Origin of the sequence: Nonomuraea cypriaca (assembly GCF_015645445.1) — a bacterium.
Classification (GTDB): Bacteria; Actinomycetota; Actinomycetes; order Streptosporangiales; family Streptosporangiaceae; genus Nonomuraea; species Nonomuraea cypriaca.
Map to the genome: position 1 here is coordinate 1 of NZ_JADOGI010000288.1, position 12,089 is coordinate 12,089.

Below are 12,089 nucleotides of genomic sequence, written 5' to 3' on the forward strand. Positions count from 1 at the left end.
GCACAACACGTCCACCTCGCCGACCGCCTCGACCTTGGCGGCGTACGCCTCGTCGCTGATCTCGTACGGGGTGCGGTACGGCGTCCTGAGCCCTCCGCCCACGAATCCGAACCGCAGGCCGCCGATCTCCGCCACCTGCCCGTCGAGCACCTGCTGGCCCGGCTTGAGGTAGTCGGCCCACAGGCGGGGGAGGTCGACGTTGCCGTAGGTGAGGTAGGCCGGGGTGGGCATGGCGGCGAACAGGTCGGCGTACTGGGCGCGTACGTTGCGCTCGATGTGCTCCCGGGGGTCGCCGTCGAGCGTGGCCCACAGCTCGGCCGACAGGGCCCTGGCCGCGTCGAACCGCTTGGCCGTGCGCAGCCCGATGAACTCCGCCGCCTTCTCCGCCCCGAACAGGTCGGGGAAGATGCCCTGTGCGTGGTCGTCGTAGTCGATGAAGAGGATCAGGTCGCCGAGGCACACCAGCGCGTCGGCCCCGTCACCCGCCCTCGCCAGCGCGTCGGCCCTGCCGTGCACGTCGCTCACAACATGGACCCTCATGAGGGAAATCCTACGAGTCGCGACTGCTAGCGTGATGAAGGCCCTTCATAACGCCTCAATGACGGAGCTACCGGCGCGTAATTTGAGGCGGTAGCGTCCAGGCGGTCCCTCGAAGAGGAGTTCATTCGTGCGCGAGTACAGCGTCCCCGTCCTGGTCGACGTACCACACTCGGCGAGCCTGACCGACACGGTCTTCAGCCGGGCCGAGCAGGAGCCGGGCACCGTCATCATGCGGCGCCAGAGCGGCGACGGCTGGCCGGCGGTCACGGCGTCGGAGTTCCGCGACCAGGTGGTCGAGGTGGCCAAGGGGTTGATCGCGGCGGGCGTCGAGCACGGCGACCGGGTGGCGCTGATGTCACGCACCCGCTACGAGTGGACGCTCGTCGACTACGCGATCTGGTCGATCGGCGCGGTCACCGTGCCGATCTACGAGACGTCGTCGGTCGAGCAGATCGGGTGGATCCTGTCCGACAGCTCGGCCAAGGCCGTGTTCGTCGAGCTGGACACGCACGAGGAGGCCGTCCGCGCGGCGGCGCCGGAGCTGGAGGCGGTCTGGCGGATCGACGGCACGCTGGAGACCGGGGGAATCGGCCGCTCCGCCGTGGACGAGCGCAGGGAGCGGGTCGTCTCCTCCGACCTGGCCACGATCGTCTACACCTCCGGCACCACGGGCCGGCCCAAGGGCTGCCACATCACGCACGACAACCTGCTGTTCACCGGGCTCAACGTGTTGCGCGGGCCGATGGAGCCGTTGTTCGCCCGCCAGGATCCGGCCACGCTGCTGTTCCTGCCGCTGGCGCACATCTTCGCGCGGATCATCCAGGTGGTCCTGGTCGAGTCGGGCGCCGTGCTCGCGCACACCCCGAACATGAAGAACGTCGCCCCCGACCTGCAGGACTTCAAACCGACGTTCCTGCTGGGCGTGCCGCGCGTGTTCGAGAAGGTCTACAACAGCGCCGAGCAGAAGGCCATCTCCGGCGGCAAGGGCAAGATCTTCGCCCAGGCGGTGGACGTGGCGATCTCCTGGAGCCGGGCGGAGAGCTCCGGCGGGGCGCCGCTCGGGCTGCGGCTGCGGCACGCGCTCTTCGACCGGCTCGTCTACGCCAAGCTGCGCGCCGCCACCGGCGGCCGCCTCGCGGCCGCCATCTCCGGCGGCTCCGCGCTCGGCGACCGGCTCGGCCACTTCTTCAAGGGCGCCGGCATCGAGGTCTTCGAGGGGTACGGCCTCACGGAGACCTCGGCTCCTTGCACCGTCAACATGCCCGGGGGCAACAAGATCGGCACCGTGGGCAAGCCGCTCCCCGGAGTCACCCTGCGCATCGGCGACGACGGCGAGATCCTCGCCAAGGGCCGCAACATCTTCCCCGGCTACTGGCAGAACGACGTCGCGACCGCCGAGGTGATCGACCCCGACGGCTGGTTCCACACGGGCGACGTGGGCGAACTGGACGCCGACGGCTACCTGCGGATCACGGGCCGCAAGAAGGAGATCCTCGTGACGGCGGCCGGCAAGAACGTCGCGCCTGGACCGCTGGAGGACGCGTTGCGCGCCCATCCGCTGATCTCCCAGGCCATGGTCATCGGCGATGGGCGGCCCTTCGTCGCCGCCCTCGTCACCCTGGACCCCGAGGCCATGCCCGCCGGTGCCTCGGTGACCGACCTGCGCGCGGATCCGAAGGTGCTGGCCGAGGTCCAGGGGGCGGTGGACCGGGCGAACCTGATGGTCTCCAAGGCCGAGCAGATCAAGAAGTTCACGATCCTGGACACGGACATCACCGAGGACAGCGGGCATCTGACCCCCACACTCAAGGTCAAGCGCAACCTGGTGACGCGCGACTTCGCCAAGGAGATCGACGAGCTCTACGACGGCCACTAGTAGGTGTGCCCTCCCCGGATCCTGACACGCACGGGAGCACCTCCCTGATGACCCTGCTCGGCAGGCCGGCCGCCAGCAACGTGCGGATGCGACGCACCACCGCAGGAGCGTCCCCGCCGTAGCGGCGGTGGCCGCCCCTCCGCGGTACGACGTCAGCAACCCCTGCTCCAACGAGGAGCTGATCGCCGAGGCGCTGCATCCGTACGCGGGCAGCGTGACGGTGGCCACCAAGGTCGGCGTGGTACGCCCGTCGCCCACCGAGTGGGTGACCCACGGACACCCCGCCTACCTGCGCCAGCAGGCGGAGCCGGCCTTGCGCCGTCTGCGTGTCGACCGGATCGACCTGCTGCAGTTGCACAGGATCGACCCCGCCTACCCGCTCGCCGACCAGATCGGCGTGCTCAAGCTGCTCAAGGACGAGGGCAGGGTGCGTCACGTCGGTCTGTCGGAGGTGAGCGTGGCCGAGTTGCGGCAGGCGTCGAAGATCACGCCGATCGCGAGCGTGCAGAACGCGTACAATCTGGCCGCCCGCGACCATGAGGCCGTCGTGGACTACACGGCCGAGCACGGGATCGCGTTCCTGCCCTACTTCCCCGTCGCGGCGGGCGCGCACGCCGGCCCCGGGAGCCCGCTGGCACGGGTGGCGACCGAGATCGGCATCACGCCGGCGCAGGCGTCCCTGGCCTGGCTCCTGCACCGCTCCCCCACCGTGATCCCGATCCCCGGCACCACCTCGATCGCACACCTGGAAGAGAACGTGGCCGCCTTGTCGCTCGAACTCACGGACACCCACGTCCACCAACTGTCCACCGCACCCTGACCCTGCCACCCCGACCAACCCCCTCGCTCCAGCCAGCAGGACCCTTGGGACCAGGCCCCTCAATCCAGCCCTCCAGGGCCCCGGGGACACACACGCGGCCGCGCGCCCCGCCCCTCGATCCGGCCCCGCAGGACCCCTGGGACCAGGCCCCTCAATCCAGCTCCGCAGGGCCCTGGGACCGGGTCGCTGGATGCAGCCCCCGTAGGGCCCAAGGAGCGGGGCCCTCCGATTCAGCCCCGCGGGATTCCTGAGACCGGGCCCCTCGGATCCGGGACGCTCGGGCCCCGGGACGCTCGGACCCGGGACGCTCGGGCCGGGTGCCCGGCTCAGCGGCCCCTGCAGTGCCTGAGGTGCCTGCGGGCCTGCGACGTGGCGGATGTCGGTGGCGGGATGGGCGTGAACTTGGGGTGGGGGACCGGCCGTGTCCGGTTCAGCCCAAGGCTTCGCCGATGCCCTCCACGTCGCCGATCGGGCTCTTGAGCGACTCGTTCTTCCCGGTGGCCGGGTCGAAGACGGTCACGCCCTGGGGCGGGGTCTCGTGCGGCGTACCGAACACCAGGCGCGTGCCGTAGAAGGCCACGGGCCAGTTGCCGCCCGGCAGCGTCGGTACGACCAGGTCCCGCCCGCCCTCCTCGGGCGACATGACCAGCGCCGAGTCGCCCCAGGCCACCGCGAGCCGCCCGTCGGGCGCGGCGGCCAGGGCGGACCTGGACGTACCCGACACGACGCAGGCCCGGCACTGGAAGGAGTCGACGACTCCGGCGTGGTCGTGGACGTACACCTCCCCGCAGCGCCCCGCCGTGGCCGCCCATCTGCCGCCGGGCAGGTAGGCGACGGCGTCACCGTACGCGCAGCCAGGGCGGCCGTCGTGCTTGGTTGCCTCGAGCTCGCTCGCCCGCACGTCGGGGATCACCGTGACCGCGCCGTCGAAGCCGCCGCCCGCCGTGCCGCGCTGCCTGCCGCTGCCGTCCTGCCGCTCCCGCGGGGCGCCGACCACGAGTGCGATCCTCCCGCCCGCCAGGGGGCCGAGTGCGATCGTCCTGCCGAAGCCGTCATACTGCTCGCTGTTGCCCGGCACGCCCTCGGTGTCCTGGGTGACGCGGATTGGCTCGGTCCCCTCTCCGACCACGTAGACCGCCCCGGCCTGCGCGGCGCCGTGGTCGTCCTCCTCCGGCGCGCCGACCGCGATCAGATCGCCGTACGCGGCCACCGACGTCCCGAACCTGGCCCCTTCCTGCGGCCGCGGCGAGACGATCTTCCTGGCGGGCAGGGCGTTCCCGCCGTACAGGACGTAGACGGCGCCCGCGGTGCCCTTGCCGTCCACCTTCGTGTACGGAGCTCCGACGATCAGGTCCGCGCAGCCGTCCGCGTTGACCCTGGCCAGTGCCACCGATCCGCCGATGGCGTCGGCGGCCTCGTCGGGAATGGTCAGGGGGACGAGTCGACCGGCGGTCAGCAACGAGACCTGGCCGCCGAGGAGGATGCGGTTGCCGACGGCGACGTCGTCCTGCCCGTCCCCGTCGAAATCCCGAGCGCTCGCCTTGGAGCAGTCGCCCGCGGGGGCCGCGGTCGAGGGGCTTGCGGAGGGAGGTGGGGCGGCGGAATTTCCCGCGCCTAATTCGCAGGCGGAGATCGCGAAAAATAGAGTTATGGCCGCCACAATAGGTCGCCTTGACATAGGTGGATCATTCCGGATTTAAGCACCCACGCGCCACCTGATCAGGGGAATCCCCTTTCGATTCGGCTCGCCGGAGCCGATCCGAGGAGTATTCTCTTGGCAAAGAAGCGGGACCGGAGATGTGGTGTATCCCCGGTCCCTTACCCCAAGGTAAGGGAGGCCACCATGACTATCAAGGACACCTGTGTCGAACTCGGCACCAAGATCGAGAACGAGCTGATCCAGGTTCGCGCCGACCACTGCGAGCTCGCACAGGACCTCACGGAGCGCATCAACGGCGTTGCAGGCCGCCTCAAGAACCTGGACGCCAAGGTGGACGAGAGCTTCGCCAGGGTCGACGAGAGGTTCACCAGGGTCGACGAGAAGTTCGCCAAGGTCGACAAGCGGCTCGCCGCCCTGGAGGAGGGCCAGCGCGTCATGCAGGAGAGCCAGACCGCCATGCAGGAAAACATGCGCGCCATGCAGGACAGCCAGACCGCCATACTGGCGACCCAGACCGCCATGCAGGACAGCCAGACCGCCATGCTGGCGACCCAGACGGAAATGATGCACATCCTCGTCGCCATCCAGCGCAAGCTGGACGTCAACTAGGGTGGCCCTTCCAGAAGTGGATCACACCGAAGTGCTCCCCTTCTGGAACGCTCCAAGAAGAGGATTGCCGCCGATGGACAAGAAGCCGGGGCGGCGGCCGAAAGAGACGAACGTCCACGCAGAGGAAGGCGCGAGTCCGCCACCGGGCTCAAGTCCCGGGCGCGGCGGTCTCCACGATCACCAGTTCCCCCACGTGTTCCGCGAGCGTGTCCCTGGCCGGTGGCGGCAGCCTGGCGTCCGAGATCACGATGTCGGCCTCCCCGAGCTGGGCGATGGTGCTGATGCCCACCGTGCCCCATTTGGTGTGGTCGGCTGGCACGATCAGCCGGTTCGCGGCCTCCACCAGGGCGCGGTCGGTCTCCGCCTCCATCATGTTCGGCGTGGTGAAGCCGGCCCTGATCGTCATGCCGTGCACGCCGAGGAAAAGCAGGTCCACGTTGAGCCGGCGGATCGAGGCCACCGCCACCGGGCCGACCAGCGCATCCGACGGCGTACGCACGCCGCCCGTGAGCACGACCGTCTGGTCGGGGCGGCCGGAGCGCCGGAAGACGTCGGCGATGCGCACCGAGTTCGTCACCACGGTCAGCGCGGGCACCACCGCCAGGCAGTGCGCGAGCGCCCAGGTGGTGGTGCCGGCCGAGAGCGCCACCGCCGTGCCAGGACGTACGAGCGCGGCGGCGTGCCGGGCGATGGCCCGCTTCTCCTGCTCCTGGCGGACGAATTTCACCGCGAAGCCGGGCTCGTTCGTGGCCCCGATCGCGGTGGCGCCGCCGTGCACCTTCGCCAGCAGGCCGCGCCCGGCCAGCGTCTCCAGATCGCGCCGGATCGTGATGTCGGAGACGCCGAACGCCCGCACCAGCTCGATCACCCGGACGCCGCCGTTCTGCCGGACGAGTTCCAGAATCGCCTGCTGACGCTGCGGGGCGAGCATCGCATCACCAGATCCCAACAGGTTCCGACACCTTCCCGATCGCATCATGACATGACGACGCGGTCACAATCGTCGGCAATTTGACATGAAACCGGGCGTTGACAGTCCGAAATGTTGGCTTTGAGATGAAGGAAGATGCGCGAACTCGGGGGAATCTGAAGGGTCCGGCAAGGAGGAACCACCATGGACCATCGACTGCCGATCTCCCGCCGCAACCTCCTGCTCGCAGCCGCCGCCACGTTCGGCGTGCCCGCCGTACTCGCCGGTTGCGGCTCCGACGCTCCCACCCCCGCGCCCGGCCAGGCGTCGGGCAACCTCGGCACGGTCACGATCGGCTCCAACGCCTCCGACGAGATCCCGAAGAGGTCACTCGACACCGTGGTCAAGGGCTTCACCCAGGCGACCACGAGGATCAACACCGTGGACCACAACACGTTCCAGGAGAACATCAACCGCTACCTCAGGGGCACCCCGGAGGACGTGTTCACCTGGTTCGCGGGCAACCGCATGCAGTTCTTCGCCGAGCAGGGCCTGGCCGTCGACATCTCCGACGTGTGGCAGGAGATCGGCGCGGACTACACGCAGGCGTTCAAGGACCAGTCGACGGGCGTCGACGGCAAGCAGTATTTCGTGCCGTTCACGTACTACCCGTGGGCGGTCTTCTACCGTAAGAGCCTCTGGGAGGAGAAGGGGTACGAGCCGCCGGCGACGCTGGACGAGTTCACCGCGCTGGCCAGGAAGATGCAGGCCGACGGGATCATCCCGATCGCGTTCGCCGACAAGGACGGCTGGCCGGCGATGGGCACGTTCGACATCCTCAACATGCGGACGAACGGCTACGACTTCCACATCTCACTCATGGGCGGCAAGGAGTCGTGGACCGACCCGAGGGTCAAGCAGGTGTTCGACACCTGGCGGGGGCTGATGGAGTACCACCAGCCGGCGGCGCTGGGCCGTACGTGGCAGGAGGCCGGGCAGTCCCTGGCGCAGAAGAAGACCGGGATGTACCTGCTCGGCATGTTCGTCGCCCAGCAGTTCCCCGAGGCCGACCGCGACGACCTCGACTTCTTCACCTTCCCCGAGATTAACCCGGCGTACGGGACCGACTCCATCGACGCCCCGATCGACGGCTACATGATCTCCGCCAAGGCCAAGAACGTGGACGGCGCCAAGGCCCTGCTCAAGCACTTCGCACAGGCCTCGTCGCAGAACATCGCCACCGAGCTGGACCCGGGCACACTGGCCGCCAGCTCCAAGGCCGACACCTCCGGCTACAGCGCCCTGCAGAAACGCGGCGCCGAGCTGGTGTCGAAGGCCACGCACATCGCGCAGTTCCTCGACCGCGACACGCGGCCGGACTTCGCCTCGACCGTGATGATCCCGTCCCTGCAGACGTTCGTCGGCAAACCGAACGAGATCGACCCCTTACTGGTGAACATAGAGAAGCAGAAGGCCAACATCTTCCGCTGATGGCCATCAAAACTCGTCGCTACTCCGCCCGCGACGTGACCGTCCTGGTCATCGGGCTGGGGGTGGCCATCGTCGTCAACGTGGCCGTCATCTGGGGGCCCACACTGGCCTCCATCGGGCTGTCAGGAACCGACTGGAGCGGCATCGGGCCGATCGAGTGGGTGGGCGGACAGAACTACCACGATCTGTCCGCCGAGTATCCGCCGTTCTGGTCGGCCGTCCGCAACAACCTGCTGTGGCTGGGCTTCCTCGGGCTGATCGCGACCCCGTTCGGGCTGTTCTGCGCGGTGCTGCTGGACCGGCGGCTGCGGCTGTCGCGGGTCTACCAGAGCGCGCTCTACATGCCCGTCGTACTATCGCTGGCCGTAGTGGGCTTCATCGCGCAGCTCGTCTACTCCTCCGACTACGGCGTGCTCAACTCGGTGACCGGGCTGACCGTGGACTGGCTGGGGGACAGTTCGATCAACATCTGGGTGGTCATGGTCGCGGCCGCCTGGCGGCACGTCGGCTACGTGATGATCATCTATCTGGCTGGGCTGAAGGCGGTCGATCCGGCGCTGAAGGAGGCGGCGGCGATCGACGGGGCCAACGAGCGGCAGGCGTTCTTCCGCGTGGTGTTCCCGACGCTGCGGCCGGTCAACGTGATCGTGCTGGTGATCACGGTGATCGAGGGGCTGCGGGCGTTCGACATCGTCTACGCCATCAACAAGGGCAGGAACGGGCTGGAGCTGCTGTCGGTGCTGGTCACCGAGAACATCGTGGGCGAGGCCAGCAGGATCGGGTTCGGCTCGGCGATCGCGGTGATCCTGCTGGCGATCTCGCTGGGGTTCATCGTCACCTACCTGTCGCAGCTCTTCAGGGAGGAACGATGACGCTCACCGCACCCGCCTCCGCTCCCCCGGCCCAGTCGCGGCCCGCGCCCGCGCGGCGGCCCGTCCGTCCGCTGCGCGTCCTGTTGCACGTCTTTCTCGGCCTGGTGGCGCTGGGGTGGCTGCTGCCGCTCGTGCTGGCGGTGTACGCGTCGCTGCGGCCGTACGAGGAGACCGCGCGGCTGGGCTACTTCTCCCTGCCGGAGAGCCTCACACTCGACTACTACGGAGAGGCGTGGAGCCAGGCCGAGCTTCCCCGCTACTACCTGAACACGTTGATCATCGTCGTGCCTGGTGTGGTGATCACGTTGTTCCTGGCGTCGTTCACCGCGTTCGCGATCGCCCGGCTGCGCATTCCCGGGCGCAAGGTGCTGCTGATCGTCTTCACCGCCGGGAACCTGCTGCCGCCGCAGGTGCTCATCACCCCGCTCTACACCCTCTACACCTTGGTCCCGTTGCCCGCGTGGCTGTCGGACTCGCAGTCGCTCTACGACTCCTACCTGGGGCTGATCCTCATCCACGTGGCGTTCCAGTTCGGCTTCTGCGTGTTCGTCATGGCGAACTTCATGCGCACGATCCCCGAGGAGATCACCGAAGCGGCGCTGGTGGACGGGGCCGGGGTGTGGAAACGCTACTGGCGGCTGACGCTGCCGCTGTGCCGGCCGGTGCTGGCGGCGTTGTCGACCCTGCAGTTCACCTGGATGTACAACGACTTCCTGTGGGCGCTGGTGCTGATGTCGTCGGGCGACAAGCTGCCGGTCACCTCGGCGCTGAACAACCTGCGCGGCCAGTTCTTCACCGACTACAACCTGCTGGCCGCCGGGTCGATGCTGGTGGCGCTGCCGACGCTGATCGTCTTCCAGCTGCTGCACAAGCAGTTCGTCGCCGGGCTCACGCTGGGGTCCACCAAAGGTTAGAGGAGGCTCGGGAAGCGGGCCGCGTGTTCCGCGAACGTCACAGGAGGCTGTGGAAGCGGGCCGCCACCTGCTCCCACGACCATTCGCGGGCGATCCAGTCGCGGCCGCCCGCGCCCATCTTGCGGGCCTTGCCCGGGTCGCTCAGCAGCTCGACGACGGCCTGGGCGATCTCCGCCACGTCCTCGCCGTCCACCACGAGCCCGGTCTCGCCGGGCCGTACGGCGTCCGGCGCGCCGCCCGACCGGCCGGCCACCACGGGCAGCCCGGTCGCGGACGCCTCGAGGAACACGATCCCGAGCCCTTCCACGTCCACTCCGCTCCACCGGGTACGGCACGGCATCGCGAACACGTCCGATGCCGCGTAGTAGCCGGGCAGGCTCGCGGCCGGCACCGTGCCGGTGAACCTGATCGACTCGTGCCCCGCCGCCAGCCGCTCCAGCGTCCGGCGGTAGGGGCCGCCGCCCACCAGCAGCAGGACGGCGTCGGGCACCGCCCGCAACACGCGGGGCCAGGCCCTGATGAGCTGGTCCTGGCCCTTGCGCGGCACCAGCCGGGACACGCACGCGACCACCGGCCGGCCGGCCAGCCCCAGCTCGGCCTTGGGCCCCCCGGGACGGAACCGGCCGGTGTCCACGCCCGGCGCGAGCCGTACGAGCTTGGCCGGGGGGATCGCGGCGACCAGCCGCTCGCGCGTGTACTGGCCGAGATACGTCACCACGTCGGCGTGCGCGCCGATCCTGCGCAGCACGGCGCGGAAGCCCGGCGCGCCCGCCCACGACGCCTCGTGGCCGTGCGTGAGCATGACCACGCGCCGCGCCCCCGCCCGGCGCAGGCGCGGCGCCAGCAGGCCGAGCGGCGCCGCCGCGCCGAACACCACGGTGTCCGCGCCGTGCTCGGCCACCAGCCCGGCCGCCCTGCGCGCGACGGCCGGGGTGGGCAGCATGAGCCGCGTCGGATGCCGTACGACCCGATACGGCTGGCGCCGGTCGAACTCCTCGCAGCCCGGCCAGGCGGGGGCGTAGACGGCCACGCCCGGCGTGCGCAGCGCGAGCCCGTGCACGAACGACTGGATGCCGCCCGGCCTGGGCGGGAAGTCGTTCGTGATGATGACCACATTGGTCACGGCTCGGGTACGCCGTTCAGCTTCGCCCACGAGCGGGCCAGGGCGATGCGCTCGGGGGTCGACGGATGGGAGGCATAGAGCACATATTCCACCGCATTCGGCGACAAGTCGGCGATATTGGCGATTGCCAGGCGTTTCTGCATGGCGATGAACGTGGCCGGGTCCCTCACGAGGTCGAGCGCGTGCACGTCGGCCCTGGCCTCGATCTGGCGGCTGATCAGGTTCTGGGCGGGGCCCATGAGGAGCGAGCCGAAGGTCAGCAGACCCATGAGCGCGCCGACCGCGCGAGGATCGGTGATCGAGGTGACGCCGGTGCGGCGTCGTACCGGGGCGAAGACCAGGAACAGCAGGACGGCGCCCAGGCCCGACCCCAGGCCGGCGATCAGGGTGCCGTAGAAGACGTCGTTGTACTTGGCGTGGCCCAGCTCGTGCGCCGCGACCAGCTCGACCTCGGGCTGCGGGGCCTTGAGCAACGTGTCGTAGACGACGATCCGGCGCGTGGCGCCGAAGCCCGACACGTACGCGTTGAGCGCCGTCGTCCTGCGTGAGGCGTCGGCCACCAGCACGTCCTCGACCGGAACGCCGTCGCGCTGGGCCAACGCGAGCAGGTTGGACCGCAGCGGGCCCTGGCGCATGGACGTGAAGTCGTTGAACAGCGGCTCGAACACCACCGGATACACGAACGACGTCCCCACCGTCAGCGCGAACGCGCCGATCGCGGCCGGGATCCACCAGCGCCGCACCTTGCGGGCCAGGGCCACGAGCACCAGCAGCATCACGCCGAGCAGGAACGTCTCCACGCCGAGGTTCTTGAGCCGGTCGCCCGCCCAGCTCGCCCAGTCCTGGGTGGACAGGCCGTAGTCGCGCAGCACCGTCTCGAACCACATCGCGAGCGGCAGCCTGAACACCTCGTTGATCGCGGTGATGACCACAACGCCGAGGATCACCCGCAGCCACCACGGTCCCCTGAGCCGGCCCAGCACCTTGGCGCCGAACGTGGTGCCGACGAGGAGCCCGGCGAAGATGATCGTGAGAGCGAGCGAGAGGTAGCTCGGGAGGCTCGTCGCCGCGTCGAACGCCTCCCCTCTCGCGATCTGGGCGGCGGTGAAGTCGCGGGCCGGGTCGGAGGGCCCTGCGGCCAGGATCCGCCACGGGGTGCTGAACGCCGCCACGGCCAGGATCACGACGCCGAGCAGCACCAGGGCCACCCCGGCCTGCCGCCGGAACCGTCCCTCACCGCCCGCCCGCTCGCGTCCCTCTACCGCCACATCCCC

Annotated in this window: 11 protein-coding genes; 6 read left to right on the forward strand and 5 right to left on the reverse strand. The window is 69.5% G+C overall.

Annotated features, from left to right (window positions below; all coding sequences use genetic code 11):
* The coding region (locus tag ITP53_RS48985) for a metallophosphoesterase family protein (protein ID WP_195902346.1) at positions 1 to 540 on the reverse strand (540 nt) is incomplete at its 3' end.
* A 127-nt stretch (positions 541 to 667) separates the two neighbouring features.
* Between ITP53_RS48985 and ITP53_RS48990 the strand changes: the two genes are divergently transcribed.
* Positions 668 to 2,416: an AMP-dependent synthetase/ligase gene (locus ITP53_RS48990; RefSeq protein WP_195902347.1), complete on the forward strand. Its 1,749-nt coding sequence runs from the start codon at positions 668 to 670 to the stop codon at positions 2,414 to 2,416.
* Between the two features lie 127 nt (positions 2,417 to 2,543).
* The gene (locus tag ITP53_RS48995) at positions 2,544 to 3,236 is read left to right on the forward strand and encodes an aldo/keto reductase (protein ID WP_195902348.1); all 693 of its coding nucleotides are present in this window, start codon (positions 2,544 to 2,546) and stop codon (positions 3,234 to 3,236) included.
* A 430-nt stretch (positions 3,237 to 3,666) separates the two neighbouring features.
* On the opposite strand, the gene ITP53_RS49000 is transcribed toward ITP53_RS48995, so the two are convergent.
* Entirely contained in the window at positions 3,667 to 4,896 is a 1,230-nt protein-coding gene (locus tag ITP53_RS49000) for an FG-GAP repeat protein (protein WP_195902349.1), read from the reverse strand.
* Positions 4,897 to 5,079: 183 nt separating this feature from the next.
* Between ITP53_RS49000 and ITP53_RS49005 the strand changes: the two genes are divergently transcribed.
* On the forward strand, positions 5,080 to 5,505 hold the full coding sequence (locus tag ITP53_RS49005) for a hypothetical protein (RefSeq protein ID WP_195902350.1): 426 nt from the start codon (positions 5,080 to 5,082) through the stop codon (positions 5,503 to 5,505).
* Positions 5,506 to 5,653: 148 nt separating this feature from the next.
* On the opposite strand, the gene ITP53_RS49010 is transcribed toward ITP53_RS49005, so the two are convergent.
* Complete coding sequence (locus ITP53_RS49010) at positions 5,654 to 6,436, reverse strand: DeoR/GlpR family DNA-binding transcription regulator (RefSeq protein ID WP_195902355.1); 783 nt, start codon at positions 6,434 to 6,436, stop codon at positions 5,654 to 5,656.
* A 183-nt stretch (positions 6,437 to 6,619) separates the two neighbouring features.
* Between ITP53_RS49010 and ITP53_RS49015 the strand changes: the two genes are divergently transcribed.
* The 3 genes from ITP53_RS49015 to ITP53_RS49025 are packed head-to-tail and all read left to right on the forward strand — an operon-like array spanning position 6,620 to position 9,692.
* Positions 6,620 to 7,906, forward strand: a complete 1,287-nt coding sequence (locus ITP53_RS49015; RefSeq protein WP_195902351.1) for an ABC transporter substrate-binding protein — start codon at positions 6,620 to 6,622, stop codon at positions 7,904 to 7,906.
* Positions 7,906 to 8,778 (forward strand): carbohydrate ABC transporter permease, encoded by an 873-nt coding sequence (locus ITP53_RS49020; protein WP_195902352.1) that lies wholly within the window; start codon positions 7,906 to 7,908, stop codon positions 8,776 to 8,778. The genes ITP53_RS49015 and ITP53_RS49020 overlap by 1 nt, the downstream gene beginning before the upstream one ends.
* Positions 8,775 to 9,692, forward strand: a complete 918-nt coding sequence (locus ITP53_RS49025) for a carbohydrate ABC transporter permease (protein WP_195902353.1) — start codon at positions 8,775 to 8,777, stop codon at positions 9,690 to 9,692. The genes ITP53_RS49020 and ITP53_RS49025 overlap by 4 nt, the downstream gene beginning before the upstream one ends.
* 37 nt (positions 9,693 to 9,729) lie before the next feature.
* Here ITP53_RS49025 and ITP53_RS49030 read toward each other — a convergent pair whose 3' ends face one another.
* Complete coding sequence (locus tag ITP53_RS49030; protein WP_195902354.1) at positions 9,730 to 10,815, reverse strand: glycosyltransferase family 4 protein; 1,086 nt, start codon at positions 10,813 to 10,815, stop codon at positions 9,730 to 9,732.
* Entirely contained in the window at positions 10,812 to 12,083 is a 1,272-nt protein-coding gene (locus ITP53_RS49035; protein ID WP_195902356.1) for a M48 family metallopeptidase, read from the reverse strand. The genes ITP53_RS49030 and ITP53_RS49035 overlap by 4 nt, the downstream gene beginning before the upstream one ends.
* Positions 12,084 to 12,089: the final 6 nt, after the last annotated feature.